Origin of the sequence: Bacillus sp. EU63 (assembly GCF_038592915.1) — a bacterium.
Lineage (GTDB): Bacteria > Bacillota > Bacilli > Bacillales > Bacillaceae > Bacillus > Bacillus velezensis.
The window spans coordinates 3,577,003-3,595,212 of sequence record NZ_CP151944.1 but is presented as its reverse complement, the minus strand read 5'-3'; the positions used below and the strand labels follow the sequence as shown (position 1 = coordinate 3,595,212).

At 47.4% G+C, this 18,210-nt stretch carries 20 protein-coding genes; 11 read left to right on the top strand and 9 right to left on the bottom strand.

The window, feature by feature from the left end; genetic code table 11:
• Nucleotides 1–468 precede the first annotated feature (468 nt).
• Both NYE38_RS18005 and cls read right to left on the bottom strand, forming a co-directional pair.
• Nucleotides 469–855: a DUF5362 family protein gene (locus tag NYE38_RS18005; protein WP_063636512.1), complete on the bottom strand. Its 387-nt coding sequence runs from the start codon at nucleotides 853–855 to the stop codon at nucleotides 469–471.
• Nucleotides 856–990: 135 nt separating this feature from the next.
• Nucleotides 991–2,439 carry a cardiolipin synthase gene (gene cls, locus NYE38_RS18000; RefSeq protein WP_065180292.1) on the bottom strand — a complete coding sequence of 483 codons (1,449 nt, stop codon included), beginning with the start codon at nucleotides 2,437–2,439 and terminating at the stop codon, nucleotides 991–993.
• 220 nt (nucleotides 2,440–2,659) lie between these two features.
• Here cls and NYE38_RS17995 point away from each other — a divergent pair, with 220 nt between their 5' ends.
• Nucleotides 2,660–3,097, top strand: a complete 438-nt coding sequence (locus NYE38_RS17995) for a DUF5392 family protein (protein WP_007614328.1) — start codon at nucleotides 2,660–2,662, stop codon at nucleotides 3,095–3,097.
• A 31-nt stretch (nucleotides 3,098–3,128) separates the two neighbouring features.
• On the opposite strand, the gene NYE38_RS17990 is transcribed toward NYE38_RS17995, so the two are convergent.
• Both NYE38_RS17990 and NYE38_RS17985 read right to left on the bottom strand, forming a co-directional pair.
• Nucleotides 3,129–3,578 (bottom strand): DUF5362 family protein, encoded by a 450-nt coding sequence (locus NYE38_RS17990; protein ID WP_003151216.1) that lies wholly within the window; start codon nucleotides 3,576–3,578, stop codon nucleotides 3,129–3,131.
• Nucleotides 3,575–4,066, bottom strand: coding sequence for a GNAT family N-acetyltransferase (locus tag NYE38_RS17985; RefSeq protein WP_087920810.1), 492 nt, complete (start codon nucleotides 4,064–4,066; stop codon nucleotides 3,575–3,577). The genes NYE38_RS17990 and NYE38_RS17985 overlap by 4 nt, the downstream gene beginning before the upstream one ends.
• 138 nt (nucleotides 4,067–4,204) lie before the next feature.
• Between NYE38_RS17985 and NYE38_RS17980 the strand changes: the two genes are divergently transcribed.
• The gene (locus NYE38_RS17980; RefSeq protein WP_017418752.1) at nucleotides 4,205–5,074 is read left to right on the top strand and encodes a M23 family metallopeptidase; all 870 of its coding nucleotides are present in this window, start codon (nucleotides 4,205–4,207) and stop codon (nucleotides 5,072–5,074) included.
• A 91-nt stretch (nucleotides 5,075–5,165) separates the two neighbouring features.
• Entirely contained in the window at nucleotides 5,166–5,588 is a 423-nt protein-coding gene (locus NYE38_RS17975) for a VanZ family protein (RefSeq protein ID WP_014419083.1), read from the top strand.
• Nucleotides 5,589–5,604: 16 nt separating this feature from the next.
• Here the strand turns inward: NYE38_RS17975 and NYE38_RS17970 are convergent, their stop codons facing one another.
• Complete coding sequence (locus tag NYE38_RS17970; RefSeq protein ID WP_017418754.1) at nucleotides 5,605–6,180, bottom strand: undecaprenyl-diphosphatase; 576 nt, start codon at nucleotides 6,178–6,180, stop codon at nucleotides 5,605–5,607.
• 164 nt (nucleotides 6,181–6,344) lie between these two features.
• Here NYE38_RS17970 and ftsW point away from each other — a divergent pair, with 164 nt between their 5' ends.
• Nucleotides 6,345–7,499: a putative lipid II flippase FtsW gene (gene ftsW, locus NYE38_RS17965; RefSeq protein WP_017418755.1), complete on the top strand. Its 1,155-nt coding sequence runs from the start codon at nucleotides 6,345–6,347 to the stop codon at nucleotides 7,497–7,499.
• A gap of 55 nt (nucleotides 7,500–7,554) precedes the next feature.
• Here ftsW and NYE38_RS17960 read toward each other — a convergent pair whose 3' ends face one another.
• Both NYE38_RS17960 and NYE38_RS17955 read right to left on the bottom strand, forming a co-directional pair.
• Nucleotides 7,555–7,905, bottom strand: a complete 351-nt coding sequence (locus tag NYE38_RS17960; protein WP_014419080.1) for a P-II family nitrogen regulator — start codon at nucleotides 7,903–7,905, stop codon at nucleotides 7,555–7,557.
• Between the two features lie 17 nt (nucleotides 7,906–7,922).
• The gene (locus tag NYE38_RS17955) at nucleotides 7,923–9,134 is read right to left on the bottom strand and encodes an ammonium transporter (RefSeq protein WP_003151223.1); all 1,212 of its coding nucleotides are present in this window, start codon (nucleotides 9,132–9,134) and stop codon (nucleotides 7,923–7,925) included.
• A gap of 252 nt (nucleotides 9,135–9,386) precedes the next feature.
• Between NYE38_RS17955 and NYE38_RS17950 the strand changes: the two genes are divergently transcribed.
• The 3 genes from NYE38_RS17950 to NYE38_RS17940 all read left to right on the top strand — a co-directional run bounded on the left by NYE38_RS17950 (nucleotide 9,387) and on the right by NYE38_RS17940 (nucleotide 12,936).
• Nucleotides 9,387–9,953, top strand: coding sequence for an isochorismatase family protein (locus NYE38_RS17950; RefSeq protein WP_017418756.1), 567 nt, complete (start codon nucleotides 9,387–9,389; stop codon nucleotides 9,951–9,953).
• On the top strand, nucleotides 9,950–11,314 hold the full coding sequence (locus tag NYE38_RS17945; RefSeq protein WP_017418757.1) for an MFS transporter: 1,365 nt from the start codon (nucleotides 9,950–9,952) through the stop codon (nucleotides 11,312–11,314). The genes NYE38_RS17950 and NYE38_RS17945 overlap by 4 nt, the downstream gene beginning before the upstream one ends.
• Before the next feature lie 167 nt (nucleotides 11,315–11,481).
• The gene (locus NYE38_RS17940; RefSeq protein ID WP_017418758.1) at nucleotides 11,482–12,936 is read left to right on the top strand and encodes an NCS1 family nucleobase:cation symporter-1; all 1,455 of its coding nucleotides are present in this window, start codon (nucleotides 11,482–11,484) and stop codon (nucleotides 12,934–12,936) included.
• Between the two features lie 35 nt (nucleotides 12,937–12,971).
• On the opposite strand, the gene NYE38_RS17935 is transcribed toward NYE38_RS17940, so the two are convergent.
• A complete protein-coding gene (locus NYE38_RS17935) occupies nucleotides 12,972–14,168 on the bottom strand; it encodes an MFS transporter (protein ID WP_014305989.1) in 1,197 nt (398 codons plus the stop codon).
• A 24-nt stretch (nucleotides 14,169–14,192) separates the two neighbouring features.
• Complete coding sequence (locus NYE38_RS17930; protein ID WP_007407562.1) at nucleotides 14,193–14,606, bottom strand: MarR family transcriptional regulator; 414 nt, start codon at nucleotides 14,604–14,606, stop codon at nucleotides 14,193–14,195.
• A gap of 331 nt (nucleotides 14,607–14,937) precedes the next feature.
• Between NYE38_RS17930 and spoIIID the strand changes: the two genes are divergently transcribed.
• From spoIIID to NYE38_RS17910, 4 genes are all read left to right on the top strand, one after another.
• A complete protein-coding gene (gene spoIIID, locus NYE38_RS17925) occupies nucleotides 14,938–15,219 on the top strand; it encodes a sporulation transcriptional regulator SpoIIID (RefSeq protein ID WP_003151236.1) in 282 nt (93 codons plus the stop codon).
• A 179-nt stretch (nucleotides 15,220–15,398) separates the two neighbouring features.
• A complete protein-coding gene (mbl, locus tag NYE38_RS17920; RefSeq protein ID WP_003151237.1) occupies nucleotides 15,399–16,400 on the top strand; it encodes a cell shape-determining protein Mbl in 1,002 nt (333 codons plus the stop codon).
• Between the two features lie 159 nt (nucleotides 16,401–16,559).
• Nucleotides 16,560–17,357, top strand: a complete 798-nt coding sequence (locus tag NYE38_RS17915; protein WP_007614310.1) for a flagellar hook-basal body protein — start codon at nucleotides 16,560–16,562, stop codon at nucleotides 17,355–17,357.
• Between the two features lie 24 nt (nucleotides 17,358–17,381).
• Nucleotides 17,382–18,203, top strand: a complete 822-nt coding sequence (locus tag NYE38_RS17910) for a flagellar hook-basal body protein (RefSeq protein ID WP_014419076.1) — start codon at nucleotides 17,382–17,384, stop codon at nucleotides 18,201–18,203.
• The last annotated feature ends 7 nt before the right edge of the window (nucleotides 18,204–18,210 follow it).

Genomic DNA, 18,210 nt, shown 5'->3' with positions numbered 1-18,210 from the left:
TACCTCCTATACTATTTTTTCTGACTTTGACATGAGGCAGCACTCGTAAATATTTAACAAACGCCAACGCTTTTGATCGTTCCTTTCAATATAATAGCATGAATACATGAGTGAATATTAAGAACAATTGTTATTTAATTACAAAGACCCAAAAAACTGTATGATGAGTGGTCTTGTACCGCCATAGCCTTATTTCGCAGAACTGAGTGATTTCAGTTGAAACTCTGAGGAAAAGTTTTATTTGAAAAAACTTTTTTGCCGAAAGAATATCTGCATACAGCGCTTCAGCAGGCGAGAATTTACAAGACCTTGAGAGCACGGAGTCCATGACCCGAACGGAAAGCGCGCTGGAGCATACAGCGTCAATGCTGTTCGCCGTATTGGCAAATCCAAAGCAGAAAAACTTTACCGTTGTCGAAGAAGCGGAATAAGAAAAAATCCCGGGCGGATGCGCCGGGATTTTCCTTTTTAATATGTATTGGCATCAATATTATTAAACGCGTCGTCCACGATGCCGAGCGTCATGAGGATAACGAAAAGAACGATACCGAGAACGGACAAGCCGACCGTCACGATCAGATAGATCCCCTGCATTTTCACGAACTTTGCATAATTCTCCAGCATATGTTCCTCTGTCAGTTCATTGAACTGCGCCGCCATCTGTCCCGCTTCATTTGCCGAGCGCATCAGAAAAATGCCGGCAATGATCTGCAAAACGCCGGGAATGGCTCCGATTAAAAAGAAAAACGCGCCTGAAAGCGCCGCAAACGCGCCTATAATAATAAACAAAATACCTGTCGCTTTTCCCCATTTCGAAATAGAAATAAGCGAACGATTCACTGATTCAGGTTTCAAACTATGGCACTCCTTTACAAAAAAATACTCACTTTTCATTTATACACTATTCGGTCATTCTTTTGAATATAAAATGTGTTTTTTCAAGCCGTGTCCGTTTTTATATCAGAAAATTCCCGAGAAACACCCCGGGAATTACAAAATCGGCGACAGAAGTCTTGAAATCGATTCTTTAATGCGGATCCGCAGCGAACGCTCCTGATATTCTTCATACGTATATTTTCTGGAGACGAGCAGATCTTCTTTAAATGAGGAAATGAGTTTTTTCGCGATGGTGACGTCATAAATAAAGGCGTTGACTTCAAAATTAAGTCTGAAGCTTCTGACGTCGATATTCGCCGTACCGACTGAAGCCGTCTCATCATCGACGACAATTGTTTTTGCATGAATAAAGCCGTTATCGTAAATGTAGACTGAGGCTCCGGCTTTCAAAAGATCGCCGATGTAAGATAAAGTCGCCCAGTAAACGAAAGCGTGATCCGGCTTGTTCGGAATCATGATTTTGACGTCAATGCCTGACAGACAGGCGATCCTGAGGGCATCCAAAAGACTTGAGTCAGGAATAAAGTAAGGCGTCTGAATCAGGATCGACCGTTTGGCCGTTGAGATCATCTTGATATAGCCGTTTTTAATTTGTTCCCATTCTGAATCCGGTCCGCTCGTGACAATCTGCATCCCGACATTGCCCTTCGGCTCGCATTCCGGAAAATGATTCGGAACGTAAGTGAGCGTATGGTGATGGGAAGCTTGGTTCCAATCGAGAATAAACCGTGTCTGAATGGCGTGTACCGCCGTGCCTTGAAGTCTGAGGTGCGTATCGCGCCAGTAGCCGAATTTAGGATTCAGCCCGAGATATTCATCTCCGACGTTAAAGCCGCCGACATAGCCGGTTTCGCCGTCAATGATGACGAGCTTGCGGTGATTCCGATAATTGAGCCGCAAATTAATCGGACGAAGCCTGGAAGGAAAAAAGACTTCCACATGGCCGCCGGCGTCCCGCAGCGGTTTGAAGAATTTTTTTCTGAGTGATCTTGAACCGAGTTCATCATATAACACTCTGACCTTTACGCCTTCCCGTGCTTTTTTCACTAAGGCATTGCGCAATTTTTTTCCCAGTTCATCACCTTTATAAATATAGTATTGAAGGTGAATGTGATCTTTTGCGTTGGAAATGTCCTTCATTAAGCGTTTGAACTTATCGCGCCCGTCCGTTAAAATCTCCACCGAATTATCCTCTGTAAAGACTGCGTGGTTGTTCATGACAAGCATATAGATGAGGTCTTTATTATCCACAGTCGCCCTGTTGTTAAATTGGAATTGCCTCGACTTCAGGTCTTTCAGCTGAGACTTCAGCAGCTTTTCTATCCCGATTTTTTTACGGTCTTCCCATTGAAACAGATGCTTGCGTCTCAGGTTATGGCCGAATAACAGGTATAAAATAAACCCTAAAATGGGAATAAAAAAAAGAACCAAGAGCCAAGCCCATGAAGCGCTGGCATCGCGTCTTTCTTTGAAAATCATGATGACGGCCAAAAGTATATTTAAAACGAAAAAAAATCCGAATAAAATAAATGAAATGCTCACTTTGCAACCCCGCTATATCATATTTATCAAGACTGTGCCCATTAGTATTCCGACAAGTGCAGCAATCTGATTCCCATTTCAAATTATAACATTGACATTTTGAAAGAATAAAGAGCCGGAATCAAAGATGAATGCAGTTTTCTTTCAAAGAAAGTTCCGGGTGCGGTAAAATATGCATATATGAAAAAGAAGACAAAAATGACAGCAAAGGGGAGAGGGCATGAAGCTGGAGCATGCGGAACAATTGCCGGGATTCATAAAAAAAGAAATTCAGAAAATACAAATCGCCATCGCGCCGCTGATGAAAAAAAGCATCATTTACCGTTTTCTTGCTTTCCCGCTCGCCGCTTTTAGTCTGTTTCATCTGGCATCGCTTTTAATTCAGGCCCCTTCCGGGAGAGGAGCTCTCGTATCGGCCGGCATTTTTGCCCTCCTTGCGGCTCTGGGTCTTGCGTTTTTTAAGGAAGCCGGCTATCAGCGGAAACAGGTGCAAAAAACGATCCGCCTTTATATGCTGAACAGGATCAGAAAAAGCGATATTCTGTCTGAGGAACGGAAAAGCGCCTATACCCGGCTGATTGCCGAGGAGCCGTCTGCGATGAAGAGCTTTATTGAATTTTTAACGGAAGAAGACCGGAAAAAAGAAATGCTTTATTAAAAAAGAGCTGACGCGCGATCAGCTCTTTTTGTCATTCAAACACAGGGTCGTTCTCATAGTAATATGAATCAGGCGTGTCATACGTATCAGTGCTGTAATAAGCCATAATTCCGATGACAGCGAAGATGACGACTAAAATAAAAGCGAGAATGCCCAGTACCACACTGGATGCCGCGTAAAAAAACTGCATTTTGATAAATGACGCGTAATGTGCAAGCATATTTTCTTCCGCGTTTTCTTCTAGTCCTTCCTGAAGGGCGGCAGCCGCTTTTGCCGAGCGCATCAGCATGACGCCGGAAATGATGAGCAGAACACCTGGAATGGCTCCGAGCAGCGTCACAATGGCTGACAGAGCGGAAAGAGAGCCCGTGATGATCAGAAACACGGCGGTGATCTTTCCCCATTTGGCGATGTCGGCAAGGGAACGGGCTTTTTTATTGAGCGGCTGGTTTTCGTCTTTGTCTTTATCGATGGTGATCATGACAGTTCTCTCCCTAAAATGTTCAAGTCATATCGTTTTCCGTCCATTTCGGCGATACCCGGGAATACGCCCCATTCGGTAAAACCGAATTTTTCAAACAGCTTAATGCTCGGCACATTATGTCCGAAGATAAAAGCCATCAGGCTGCGGATGCCGATTGCCGGAGCGAGTGCCAGGGCTTCTTTCAGCAGAAAGCTTCCTGCTCCTTTGCCGCGGCAATCCTGATGCAGATAGATGCTGATCTCCGCCGTTTTGTCATAGGCCGGACGGCCGTAAAACGTTTCAAAGCTGATCCAGGCCGCCACTTTGCCGGTTTCATCTTCCGCGACCATCAGCGGGCGCCGGTCCGTGTGCCGCAGAAACCAATCCATCCGGTCTGCGGGCGTTACTTCTTCCGTATCAGCCGTTACCATTCGTGAGGCAATCGTCGAGTTGTAAATGGCCACCACCGCATCTAAATCCTCCAATACGGCTTTGCGCAGGGTCAAATTCATATTCCGGGATCTCCCTTCACATTTCATTACATAAATAAGTGCAATCTGCACATACTATTTCCAAAAAAGTTTTTTATGGATGTGTATATATTTTCAGAAAAGTGTTCAGAATGTTGCTGAGGTGATGAACAAATGAGAGAGGAAGAAAAGAAAACTTCTCAAGTCAAAAAACTTCAGCGGTTTTTTCGCAAACGCTGGATATTCCCTGCAATCTACTTAGTCAGTGCGGCCGTCATTTTAACAGCTGTCCTTTGGTATCAATCCGTTTCGAATGATGTGAAGGACAATCTGACGAACAACGGCGGAAACTCCGCGTATGACAGCGGCAAAGACGATGCCGTCGAAGTAGGCAAGTCAATGGAAAACGTCGCAATGCCGGCTGCTCATTCTGAAAATGTTTCTGTTGTGAAAAAGTTTTACGAATCTGATGCCGCAAAAAAAGAGAAAGAAGCAGCACTTGTTAACTATAATAACACGTACAGCCTCAGTAAAGGAATTGACTTAGCTGAGAAAGACGGAAAATCATTTGATGTTTCTGCTTCTCTGAGCGGTACGGTTGTTAAAGCTGCTAAAGACCCTGTACTGGGGTATGTGGTTGAAATTGAACACTCAGACGGCCTGTCTACTGTCTATCAGTCTTTATCTGAAGTCAGCGTGGACCAGGGCGACAAAGTAAAGCAGAACCAGGTCATCGGTAAATCCGGAAAAAATCTTTACAGTGAAGAAAGCGGAAATCACGTGCACTTTGAAATCCGCAAGGACGGCGTAGCGATGAACCCGCTCAATTTTATGGACAAGCCGGTAACATCAATTGAAAAAGCGGCGGCTGAAGAGAAAAACGCTGTAACAGAAGAAACGGAAGGGTCAATTCAGCAGTCTTCCGAGAAAAAAGATGTGACGCCTAAAAAAGAAACCGAAGAAAAACCAGGTGACAAAGAAGACGGCACAAAAGACAAGACAGATGGTAAAGATGACGGCTCAATGAAAGATTCGGGCAAGTAATCTTGATCCCAAAGCGTCTATCAGCTCTGATAGGCGCTTTTCATATTGCCGCATGTGCCTTTATACTAGTAGAAAACGAAGGAGATGCTGAATGAATAAATGTCTGGCGGCCGGGTGGCTCGTCTTTGTTTTCGTTTCTGCTTTGACTGAAAGCTTTCACGATATGGTTGTGTCGCAGACGGTGTCCTTCCGTTTCACGCCCCATCCGGATGTGTCCGGTTTCTTTGTGTTCGATATGGCGGAGCTCGCAATACCGGAAGCGGCGATTCAAAAGCTCGGGCACGCGTTTTCATTTTTTGTGCTCGCCTATTTGTTTTTCAGAGAGAGCAGGCGCATGAAGAGGGCGGTGCTGTATGCATTGGCCGCCGCTTTCCTGACAGAAATCGTCCAGCTCTTTTTCGGCAGAAACGGATGCCTCCGCGATGTGCTGATTGACAGTCTCGGCATTGCCGCATTCTGTGCTTTACAAAGGAAAAAGCATACAGCCAAACATACAAAAACCGGCAGTCTGTGACAGACGCCGGCTTTTTTTATATATTATGGTTTGTCGATTTGTTTTTATGAACGATACTTTCATAGATTCGCACGATCAGATCGACAATCGGACGAAGCACATTTGAAAATCTGAACAGCAGGAATCCGACAATGAGGGAAACGATAATGCTTCCGAGCACATCGATCGGATAGTGGTGGCCGACCCAAATTCTTGAGAAGCCGGTCAAAAGGCCGAAAATCACAAGCGGCCAGCCGAGTTTTTTGTTGCGGAACAGAATCGCAATTGAAATCGCCAAAGCGCCTGTCGTATGGTCACTCGGAAATGAAGCATCCGCGGCATGAGGGATCAGTGTATGAACCGTATGCTCGACAAAGGGGCGCGGCTCGATATAGATCTTCGTGATGAGGTAGTTGACGATAAGCGCCGCAACACCCGTGAAGCCCGCGTACAGGGCGTTTTGTCTGCCTTTTGTGCTTCCGAACAGCCACATGGCAAGCAGGAAAAGGGCGTAGGCGTAAATGGCGTATTCCGTTATAAATACCATGATAGAGTCGAGAATGGCGCTATGGTGCGACAAACCATTGATCGCTTTAAACAGTTCGTAATTCACAAATATCACCTTTTATCTTTATTTTATATGAACAGTGTAATGCTTTTTTCTATGAGACACAATTGGTATTAAAAATAATCATAAAAAAGTAAACAGAATGAAACGTGACTGTATTACTGTGCGTCAAGTATGCGGGAAAAGAATAGCCGAAGGAGTTTTGTCCGTTGCTGAAACGTTTGAAAAATGCCGATCTGCCGCTTGTGTTTGTCATTATGCTGCTTTGCGGATTCGGCTTGTTAATGGTGTACAGCGCCAGTGATGTGATGGGGTCTCAGCGGTACGGAGATCCATCCTATTTCTTCCATAAACAAAGTACCTCTTTACTGATCGGATTATGCTTATTTCTATTTGCCGCCTGTCTGCCGTATAAGCGGTATGCGCGGCTTGTACCGCTGTTTGTGGTCGGTTCGCTGGTATTGCTGCTGCTCGTATTGATACCGGGAATCGGGCTGGAGCGGAATTTTTCCCGCAGGTGGCTGGGAGCGGGCCCGGTTGTCGTACAGCCGTCTGAATTGGCGAAGATCGCGATGATTTTGTATTTCGCTTCGATTTATACGAAAAAGCAGCCGTACATTCATCAATTTGTGAAAGGGGTTCTGCCGCCTTTAGTGATTTTGGGGACCGCTTTTCTGCTGACATTGGCGGAGCCTGATTTAGGGACGGCTTCCTTAATCCTGGCGGCGTGCGGGTCGATTTTATTATGTGCCGGCTTGAAAAAGCGCCATCTGTTCGTGCTCGGCGCGACGGCGGTGTCCGGGGTTGTTTATCTCGCATTTTCCGCTTCCTATCGTGTGAAGCGCCTCGTTTCCTTTACCAATCCGTTTGGTGACACGAACGGGGACGGCTATCAGCTGATTCAATCCTATTTTGCTATTTCCGGAGGCGGGTTTTTCGGAAGAGGGCTTGGAAACAGTGTTGAAAAAATGAACTATCTGCCTGAGGCGCATACTGATTTCATTATGGCCGTGATCAGCGAAGAGCTGGGGATATTCGGTGTTCTGATCGTTTTGGGATTATATTTTGCGTTAATGCTTCTCGGCGTAAAAACGGCCGTGCGGGCTGATGACCCGTTCGGGAAGCTTCTTGCCATCGGAATTACGTTTCAATTAATGTTTCAGGTTGTATTGAATTTGGGAGCGATGAGTGGACTCCTCCCGGTTACCGGTGTGCCGCTTCCGTTTATCAGCTACGGCGGTTCTTCATTGATTATGACGCTGTTTTTGTGCGGCATACTGGTCAATATCAGTACATATGCGAAAAAACAACCCGTACGGCATAAGCGGCCTGTCCCGCATGAAAAAAAGGTTTCTTCTTTTTAATGGAGTCCGAAAAAAAAAACGCCCGGGATATGCTGTCTCCGGGCGTTCTGTCTGTTTATAAAGCTTCTGGTCCTTCTTCTCCGGTGCGGATATTAATCGTGTTTCCGATTTCATAGACGAATATTTTTCCGTCTCCGGGCTCTCCCGTTTTCAGCACTTTTTTCGCCGTTTCCACCACTTGATCAACGGGGACCTTGCTGACAACGATTTCCACTTTCAGCCGTTCATATACATTGCTTTCAATTTTGACTCCGCGGTATAGTTCGGTGTGGGCTTTTTGAAGGCCGCAGCCGTGTACGTTGGAGAAGGTCAGCGATGTGACTCCGATTTTACCGAGTTCCTGTTTTAATGTTTCAAACTTAGCCGGACGCGTAACGATTTCTACCTTGAACATTTGACCGCTCATCTAAGCCACTCCTCACTTTATAAGTCCTGATATGCTTTTTCCCCGTGCATCGTTAAATCAAGCCCGAGTGACTCTTCTTCTTCACTGGCGCGCAGGGGAATGAACAGACCTACAATTTTAATGATAACGAAAGTGACAATAAATACAAATACATAGGTCGCCGCAATGGCCGCAATCTGCTTCCAGAGCAGTCCCGGATCGCCGTAAAACAGCCCGTTTGCCCCGCCGTCATTGACGGAAGTGGTGGCGAATAAACCGGTCGCGATGCCGCCCCATGTCCCCCCGATTCCATGCAGGCCGAAAGCGTCAAGCGCATCATCATAACCGAAAGTCTTTTTGAGCCAATAAACGCCCCAGAAGCAGACAAGCCCGCCGATGAAGCCGATTACGATGGAAGAGAACGGCGTAACGAACCCGGCAGCCGGCGTAATGGCGACAAGCCCGGCAATAGCGCCTGATACAGCGCCCAGCATGGTCGGTTTTTTGTTCAGCATCCATTCGATTAAAATCCAGCCGATAATTCCGGCCGCAGCCGCGGTGTTTGTGTTAATGAAGGCAAACATCGCGATACTGTCAAGCGTGAGGGCGCTGCCGACATTGAAGCCGAACCATCCGAACCAAATGAGCGCCCCGCCCAAGAACGTGTAAATTAAGTTGTGAGGCGAAGCCGCCGTGCCGTCCTTGCGTTTCCCGAGCACAATCGCCAGCACGAGCCCGGCGACCCCGGAAGAAATGTGGACGACGTTTCCGCCTGCGAAGTCAAGAGCGCCCATTTGGCCGATCCAGCCGCCGCCCCATACCCAATGCGCAACGGGCGTATATACGAGGGAAGCCCACAAAAAGGAAAATACAAGAAAAGCACTGAATCTCATGCGTTCAGCAAATGCTCCGGAAATAATGGCCGTCGTCAGTACGGCAAACGTCATTTGGAACATCATGAATAATGAATGCGGGATCGTATCACTGTAACTTCCGGGTTCAAAGCCGACCCCCTTCAGCCCGGCCCATTCAATCCCGCCAAGCCATGTATTCCCGGGGGCAAAAGCAAGTGAATATCCGTACAAAACCCAAACGACGGATACGATGGCGAGGGAAGAAAAACTGTGCATCGCCGTGCTGAGCACGTTTTTGCTTTTTACCATTCCGCCGTAAAACAAAGCCAGCCCGGGGGTCATCAGCCACACGAGTAAAGCGCAAAAGAACATAAATACTGTATCGCCCATCTGCATGTTGTATTCCTCCGTCTCATTCAAAATGTAATCGTGATTAATTCATTATTATAGAGAAAAAAGAACGATAAAACATTTTCGTGTAAGGTTATCTAACATGGTTTTTTGCGTTCATAATGTCGCTTTTTCAAAGGGGTGTCATGCGACTTTATATCCATAAAAAGAGCGCCGGAGCATGGCGGAAGAAATCCTGTCCGGGAAAGAGTAAAATAAACGGGGTGAGAAACACTAACTGCATCAGGAGGAATCATTATGACAACATCATTGAATCTGCAATTTGAAAAAACGGCTTTGGTCATTATTGATTTACAAAAAGGTATTGTGCCGATGGATAAAAGCGGTACCGTTGTGCCGAACGCGAAAAAATTAATTGATGTGTTCCGGGAAAAAGGCGGATTTATCAGCTTTGTGAACGTGGATTTTCATGACGGAGCGGATGCGCTGAAGCCGCTGACGGATGAAGAGGCGGCGGGCCATTCGGCTCCGCCGGCGGATTGGGCTGAATTTGTGCCTGAAATCGGAGTGAAAGAAAACGATTATAAGGTAACAAAACGGCAGTGGGGCGCGTTTTTCGGCACGGACCTGGACCTTCAGCTCAGAAGACGGGGAATCGACACGATTGTGTTATGCGGGATTGCGACAAACATCGGTGTGGAAAGCACGGCGCGGGAAGCTTTTCAGCTCGGATATCAGCAAGTTTTCGTAACTGACGCGATGGCGACATTCAGTGATGAACAGCATGAAGCGACACTCAAGTTTATCTTCCCGAAAATCGGCAGAAGCCGGACGACGGAAGAATTTATCGCACAGACAAAATGACAATCTCCAAAAAAAGCCGCGTCCTGTTCTTGACGGCCGTGGCTTCGGGGACGATGCTGAACCCATTGAACTCGTCGATGATTTCTCTTGCGCTTCACAGTATTCAGCATGAATTTCACCTGTCGTTTACAACGGTGTCCTGGCTGATATCGTCCTTTTATCTTGCCAGTGCGGTGGCGCAGCCTGTTACCGGGAAGCTCGGTGATATGCTCGGCAGGAAGAAGCTGTTTTTGATCGGGCTTCTGCTTGTTGCCGTCTCGGCGGTCGGCGCGCCGTTTGCGCCGACTTTCATGACTTTGCTGATCATGCGGCTTTTTCAATCGATCGGTAGCAGTGCGATATATCCGTCCGGCGTCGGATTGATCCGTTCAAATATACGGGAGAAGCAGGCTTCGGCGCTGGCCGTCCTGTCAATCTTTGCATCTGCCATGACGGCGCTCGGTCCGACTCTCGGCGGTTTTCTGATCGTTTGGGGAGGGTGGCCGGCGATCTTTTTCGTCAATCTGCCGTTTATCATTCTCAGCTTTTTTCTCGGAATGTATATGTTTCCGAAAGATGAAAAACGCGAGATCGGCCGCTTGAAAGGCGTGCTCCGCCAGCTTGATACGATCGGGATACTCCTGTTTGCCGGGGCGATTATCCTTCTCCTGTCGTTTTTATTGTCCTTCAGTACGAAGCCTCATTATACAGAAGGTGTATTCGGGCTTTTGTTTGTCGGGCTGTTTATCTGGCGCGAGCTGAAAACAGAGAAGCCGTTTATTGATGTCAGGCTGTTTAAAACGCATCGGAAACTATCGTCGGTGTATATTCAATTTATTTTGCTGAATATATTCTTTTACTGCATCTTTTTCGGGCTTCCGAGCTATTTTCAGGATGAAATGCATTTGTCCGTTCAGACAAGCGGATTGATTATGCTGTTTATGTCGGGCATGAGTATTCTGGTGTCGCCTCTGACCGGAAAATGGATAGATAAGAAAGGGCTTCTTCAGCCGATTGTTGCCGGAACCTGCCTGACCGCGATCGGGGCGGTGCTGTTAACGTTTTTCTTTCTTCAGGCGCCTATGATAGGAAAAGGGCTGATCCTGTCCGTGCTGGGTGTCGGCTACGGCTTCGGAAATGTCACGTTTCAGGCGGCCATGCTGAAAACGAGCCCCGCCGACATGGTCGGAACAACGTCCGGCCTGTTTCAGACCTGCCGGTATCTCGGTTCGATTTTGTCTTCTGTCATTTTGGGCATTCTTTTCGGAAAAGAAATTACCGCCGGCCATTTTCATATGCTCGGCACGATTCTTATCGTTGTCGGCGCCGTAAGCCTTTTGATGGCATTCCGGTTTTCGGTTCTCCTCAAAAAAGCCTCTTAACAGGCAGGCGCAACAAAAAGAGACGGGCTCTCCCCGTCTCTTTTTTTGTGTAATGTGCTCAAAAATCAAAACGATTATTGTCGACAGCGACCAATGTTATTTACGGAATTTCCAGTTATATTTTTTCACATGTGATGTAAGGAAAACGTACATGCGGGAGGGAGAAAATGACAAAAACAACGAGTGATCGGCTAAGCAACAAAGATTTACTGCCTTTAGAAGACGGCGAACGGACATGGAAAGCAGTGAATTTTGCATCCATCTGGATGGGGTGTATTCATAATATCCCGACCTACGCGACTGTGGGCGGGCTCATTGCGATCGGCCTTTCTCCGTGGCAGGTGCTCGCCATTATCGTGACGGCGTCACTGATTTTGTTCGCCGCTTTGGCCTTGAACGGCCATGCCGGAACGAAATACGGCCTGCCTTTTCCGGTCATTATCAGGGCTTCTTACGGAATATACGGCGCTAACATTCCGGCGCTTCTCAGGGCGTTTACAGCCATCATGTGGCTCGGAATTCAAACATTTGCCGGGAGTACGGCTTTACACATTCTGCTTTTGAACATATGGCCTGGCTGGGGGAGTCTCGGCGGAGATTGGAATATATTCGGGCTTCATCTGCCGGGCTTTCTGTCGTTCATTTTCTTTTGGGGCATTCATCTGCTTGTGCTGCGGCACGGCATGGAATCAATCAAAAAATTTGAAGTGTGGGCGGGCCCGCTTGTTTATCTCGTCTTCGGCGGCATGGTCTGGTGGGCGATAGATATTGCCGGCGGGCTCGGTCCGATTTACTCACAGCCGGGAAAGTTCCATACATTTTCTGAAACGTTTTGGCCGTTTGCCGCCGGAGTGACGGGCATTATCGGGATATGGGCGACATTGATTTTGAATATTCCTGACTTCACCCGGTTCGCCGCGTCGCAAAAAGAACAGATTCGCGGCCAGTTTTACGGCCTGCCGGGAACGTTTGCGCTGTTCGCGTTTGCGAGCATCACGGTGACATCCGGATCACAGGTAGCATTCGGAGAACCGATTTGGGATGTGGTGGAGATTTTGGCCCGGTTTGATAATCCTTTTGTTATCGCTCTTTCGGTCATCACACTTTGCATCGCCGCCGTCTCGGTTAACGTGGCGGCAAACATCGTGTCACCGGCCTATGACTTGGCGAATGTCCTGCCGAAGTATATTACATTCAGGAGGGGAGGGTATTTGACCGCCGTTTTGGCTCTGTTCACAATACCGTGGAAGCTGATGGAGAGCGCCACGAATGTTTATGCGTTTCTCGGACTCATCGGCGGGATGCTCGGACCGGTGGCCGGGGTGATGATGGCTGATTATTTTATCATCAGAAAAAGGCAGCTCTCAGTTGAAGACCTTTATTCGGAAACCGGACAATACACTTATTACAAAGGCTATAATTACCGGGCCTTTGCCGCGACTTTTCTCGGCGCGTTTATTTCTTTAATCGGGATGTACGTCCCGGCGTTCGCCGGCATCTATGATATCTCCTGGTTTGCGGGTGTCATTTTGTCATGTCTCGGTTATACGGCGCTTATGTATATTCATCCTCCTTATGTAAAAGCGGCGGGACGAATCGTGCGGGAAAGAGCGGCCGAATAAAAAAAGCCGGGGGCTGCCCCCGGCTTTTTGTCATATCAGTCTGCGATTGAAACGTTTCCGTCCGCTTCAAGCGGCGTTCTTTTTTTCTGGCTCCAGCCATACAGGAGCAAAGCAATCAGGACGAACAGCCCCGCTGCCAGATAAATCGAATGGAATCCGGCCGAAGCGACGAAGAGGCCGAATACATATGACCCGCCGGCAATCCCGCTGTCAAAGAAAGTGAAGAAGGTCGCCGTCGCAAAGCCTGAACGGTGTCCGGGCGAATTCTGAATCGCCAGCGTCTGCATACACGGTACGATAGAGCCGTATCCGAGACCGATTACGGCACCGGACAAGAGAAGCATGAAGGCGCTGTTTGTCATCGCCAGCATGCAAAGCCCCGCGGAGAACACGATAATCGACGGATAGATGACGATTCCCGGCCCCACTCTGTCAAACAACTTTCCTGTGAAAGGACGGGCGGCCATCATCGTCACGGCGAAACAGACGAAGAAATAGCCGCTGACATCCAACAGGTGGATCGTCTTTGCATACACGGATAAATATGAAGTCACACTTGAATAACAGAAAGAAATGGACAACCCGACAATCGCGATTTTAAGCGCGCCTTTTTCAAACATGTCGGAGAAAGAAAAACGGAAGACAGTCGTTCCGCTGTTGTTTTGATCCGGCACACGAATCATAAAAGCAATCAGCAAGCCTAAAGAAACAAATACAGCAAAAAGCGTAAAGAAAACCGGGAACGATATGATTTTCACAAGGCTCAGTCCGAGAAACGGACCGATCGCCATGGCAAGGTTCATAGACATCGCAAAGTAACCGAGCCCCTCGCCGCGCCGCTTGGCGGGAATAAGGTCAGCGGCAATTGCGCCCGTGACCGTCGTTAAAATGCTGAACCAGATGCCTTGGAAAAAACGCAGTCCGAGCAGCAGATAGAAATTGTGTATCGGCAAATACAGATAAGAAGACAGGGCGAACAGCGCCAGAGATACAATCGTCATTCTTTTCTTGCCGAACCGTTCAATAATCGCCCCTGAAAAAGGACGGGTGATAATAGCAGATAACAGGAACAGGCTGATCAAAAGCCCTCCTTGCGATTCACTGCCGCCAAGCTCCTGAATCATATAGATAGGCAGCACGGCCAAAAATGTATAAAAGAACACAAAGACAAATAAATTCACGAGTACGACCATAATAAAATCTTTGGTCCAGATCGAGTCAGATTTACTCAAAAGTACAGCACTTCCCTTTCTTTATTATTTCGTTAAAAACACATTCAGAAACTCAGAAAAAGCTTCCTTATCTCCATCTTGGAAATCCGCAAGCATGTCTTCCTCGAACTTCAGCATCTCTTGATTGATGCTGTCGTATTTCAATTCAGCTTCCTTCGTTAGGACGACGAGCTTTTCCCGCTTGTCTTCTCCCTGTTCCCGCTGAATCCAGCCGTTTTCTTCAAGGCGTTTGATCGTTCTGGTAACGGTCGGCGCCTCTACGTTCAGATAGGACCAGATTTCTTTTTGGGTCATCGGCCCGATCGTTTTTAAGCAATATAGGATTGACCATTGAGAGGAGTACAGGCCGAATGGTTCCAGCCGTTCATTGGCTTTCTTCGTAATCAGGCGGGCGCATTGATTGATTTGATGAATGAGGCGTCTGTTGACGTGGATCATTTCCGTTCTCCTTTTCAAAAAACTTACCTAAGTAACTAATTGTGCTGTTTCATTCTACAGCAGGATCGCGCGGATGTAAACCCCCCGTTCAAAAAGCAGAAAATTATGACCCGCCCCTTGTCCTTATTGAGTTTTTAGCATATTCCCAATTCATTGCTAATACACTGTTACAAACCTATCAAAGAGAGTGTTTGAGGTGAGGGATCGTGGGCATATTTCTAAAACCTTCTTATATAATCGGACAACGAAGAAGCTGCATCATCAGTGAATCTGTTACAGAATACGGATCTCATTTCACACTTCTCACATCCAACTGGGGAGGTCGAGTGGTGTGCACGATTACATCAAAGAGCGAACAATCAAGATTGGTAAGTATATCGTGGAGACGAAAAAAACCGTTCGTGTCATTGCGAAAGAGTTTGGTGTTTCCAAAAGTACCGTACACAAAGATCTGACGGAGCGCCTGCCTGAAATTAATCCTGACTTGGCGAATGAAGTAAAAGAAATACTCGATTATCATAAATCCATCAGACATTTAAGAGGGGGAGAGGCGACGAAATTAAAGTACAAGAAGGATGAAATTCTTGAAGGGGAGCCCGTTCAGCAGCCGTAGCGCCTGACGTCTGCCGGGCCCTTTTTTCTCCTCCCGGGGGTTTCGCGAATATCCGCAAAATTTTGTCAAGAACTTATATCGTTCAGCAGCTTTTTTTTGATAAATTATGATAATATATATAATTAGGGCACAATGTGGATATTTTACTGTGAAACAGATATCAAGGAGGATATAAATAGATGTTTGCAAGGGATATTGGAATTGACCTCGGTACTGCAAATGTACTGATCCATGTAAAAGGAAAAGGAATTGTTCTGAATGAGCCTTCCGTTGTGGCACTTGATAAAAACAGCGGCAAAGTGCTGGCTGTCGGTGAAGAAGCCAGACGAATGGTTGGACGTACACCTGGGAATATTGTTGCGATCCGTCCGCTGAAAGACGGCGTAATCGCAGACTTCGAAGTAACAGAAGCCATGCTGAAACATTTCATTAATAAGCTGAATGTAAAAGGACTTTTCTCAAAACCGCGCATGCTGATCTGCTGCCCGACGAATATTACATCCGTTGAGCAAAAAGCGATTAAAGAAGCAGCTGAAAAAAGCGGCGGAAAGCATGTGTACCTTGAAGAAGAACCGAAAGTTGCCGCTATCGGCGCGGGTATGGAAATCTTCCAGCCGAGCGGTAACATGGTTGTTGACATCGGAGGCGGTACGACAGATATCGCAGTTATTTCTATGGGCGATATTGTCACCTCCTCTTCTATTAAGATGGCTGGGGACAAGTTTGACATGGAAATCTTAAATTATATCAAACGCGAGTATAAGCTGCTGATCGGTGAACGTACCGCTGAAGATATTAAGGTGAAGGTCGCAACGGTTTTCCCAGACGCACGTCATGAAGAAATCACCATCCGCGGCCGTGACATGGTTTCCGGTCTGCCGAGAACGATTACAGTAAACAGCAAAGAAGTAGAAGAAGCCCTTCGTGAATCAGTTGCCGTCATTGTGCAGGCCGCCAAGCAGGTTCTTGAAAGAACACCGCCTGAATTGTCCGCTGACATCATCGACCGCGGCGTTATCATTACCGGCGGGGGAGCGCTGTTAAACGGGCTTGACCAGCTTCTTGCCGAAGAGCTGAGGGTGCCTGTTCTTGTCGCTGAGAACCCGATGGATTGTGTTGCGGTCGGAACCGGCGTCATGCTGGATAACATGGACAAGCTTCCAAAACGCAAACTGAGCTGATGATAAAACCTCATTCTGAAAAAGAATGGGGTTTTTTTCTGTCAAACCCTTCACGAACGGGAATGTAAATCCGATAATAAGAAAAAATGCTGATTTTCATTATAGAACAAATGTTCCGGTGAGGCAACTGGAAATAATGCTATTTCAGAGGTGGAAGACTTGTTAAAAGGATTATATACCGCAACGTCCGCAATGATTACACAGCAGAGAAGAACGGAAATGCTGTCAAATAACATCGCAAACGCGAATACATCAGGGTACAAAGAGGATCAAGGTTCAATCCGCGCCTTTCCCGAGATGCTTCTGAGCCGAATAGAAGGCGATAAAAAAACGAAAATCGGCTCCGTCAACACAGGCGTATACATGCAGGAGCTGAAACCGTTGTTTACGCAGGGAAGCCTGAAAACGACCGATCAGCCGACGGATATCGCGCTGATGGAGAATCAGGTTCCCAAGAATGCCGAAACGAATGAAAACGCCGAGCTGTTTTATCCCGTGCAGACCGCGGGAGGCGTCCGCTATTCAAAAAGCAGCACTTTCTCATTAAATGAAAACAATCAGCTTACGATAAACGGAAACCTTGTGTTATCAACAAACGGACAGCCGATTACAGTCGACAATGAAAAATTCACCGTATCAGAAAACGGAACGGTCACGACAAACGGCCGGCCGGCGGGGCAGATTGATATCAGAATGGAAGAAGACGTGCGCAATCTGAAACGGGACGGCAATGACCTATACAGCACGGCCGACGGCTCTGAACTGCCGAGCGCGGCGGCGAATCCCCAAGTCTCGTATTCATTAAAGCAAGGCGTCTCGGAGCTTTCGAACGTGGACGTGACGAGCACGTATACAGAAATGACGGAAGCATACAGATCATTTGAAGCCAATCAGAAAGTCATTCAGGCTTACGATAAAAGCATGGATAAAGCCGCAAATGAAATCGGCAAAGTGTAACAAAATGGGGGACGTTCAATTATGATGCTCAGATCAATGCTGACAGCTTCAACAGCCTTAAATCAGCTTCAGCAGCAGATGGATACAGTCAGCAGCAACCTTTCAAACAGTGATACGACAGGCTATAAAGCGAGGGACTCCCGCTTTTCCGAGCTGATCAGACAGCAGTATGACCATATAGATGACAAAAAGGAAAATTCGCCGGACATGCGGAAAACGCCGCCCGGCCTGCGTCTCGGCGCCGGAACGGTCATGACTCCGCAGCTGGACTCAGGGCAGGGAAGCATCAAAAAAACCGACCGTGACCTTGATATCGCGTTCACATCACCTTATCAATATCTTCAGGCAGAAGCGGACGGACGGCGGGTGTATACAAGGGACGGCTCACTTTCCCTCAAGCCGGCAGGCGGAAATGACCGGCTGCTTCAGCTGATGACAGCGGGAGGCAATCCCATTCTCGATGAGAACGGTCAGCCCATACAAATTGACAGTTCGCTGACTCAGCTGAAAATCAGCAAAACCGGAACGCTGACTGCTTCAGACCAGGCGGGAACCCGTTCGCAGACGTTTAATCTCGGCATCGTCAATGTCAATAATCCTCAGGCGCTTCATGCGGAAGGGGATAATCTGTTTTCCGTAAACGGCGCGGGGGCTTCAGCGATTGAAGAGCTTACCGGCGCAAACCGGCAGGCAATCGGCATGGAGCAGGGCGCGCTTGAAAGTTCAAATGTCGATATGTCAAAAGAAATGACCGACTTAATCGTGTCTCAGCGTTCCTATCAGCTGAACAGCCGCACGATTACATTGGGAGACCAAATGCTGGGCTTAATCAACTCAGTCAGATAAAAGAAGG

Coding starts and splice junctions, on each gene's coding strand:
- NYE38_RS17975 (WP_014419083.1), top strand. CDS start 5,166: ATGAATAAATGTCTGGCGGCCGGGTGGCTCGTCTTTGTTTTCGTTTCT.
- NYE38_RS17955 (WP_003151223.1), bottom strand. CDS start 9,134: ATGCAGATGGGCGATACAGTATTTATGTTCTTTTGCGCTTTACTCGTG.
- mbl (WP_003151237.1), top strand. CDS start 15,399: ATGTTTGCAAGGGATATTGGAATTGACCTCGGTACTGCAAATGTACTG.
- NYE38_RS17960 (WP_014419080.1), bottom strand. CDS start 7,905: ATGAGCGGTCAAATGTTCAAGGTAGAAATCGTTACGCGTCCGGCTAAG.
- NYE38_RS17910 (WP_014419076.1), top strand. CDS start 17,382: ATGCTCAGATCAATGCTGACAGCTTCAACAGCCTTAAATCAGCTTCAG.
- NYE38_RS17990 (WP_003151216.1), bottom strand. CDS start 3,578: ATGATCACCATCGATAAAGACAAAGACGAAAACCAGCCGCTCAATAAA.
- NYE38_RS17945 (WP_017418757.1), top strand. CDS start 9,950: ATGACAATCTCCAAAAAAAGCCGCGTCCTGTTCTTGACGGCCGTGGCT.
- NYE38_RS17940 (WP_017418758.1), top strand. CDS start 11,482: ATGACAAAAACAACGAGTGATCGGCTAAGCAACAAAGATTTACTGCCT.
- NYE38_RS17950 (WP_017418756.1), top strand. CDS start 9,387: ATGACAACATCATTGAATCTGCAATTTGAAAAAACGGCTTTGGTCATT.
- NYE38_RS17980 (WP_017418752.1), top strand. CDS start 4,205: ATGAGAGAGGAAGAAAAGAAAACTTCTCAAGTCAAAAAACTTCAGCGG.
- NYE38_RS17995 (WP_007614328.1), top strand. CDS start 2,660: ATGAAGCTGGAGCATGCGGAACAATTGCCGGGATTCATAAAAAAAGAA.
- NYE38_RS17930 (WP_007407562.1), bottom strand. CDS start 14,606: ATGATCCACGTCAACAGACGCCTCATTCATCAAATCAATCAATGCGCC.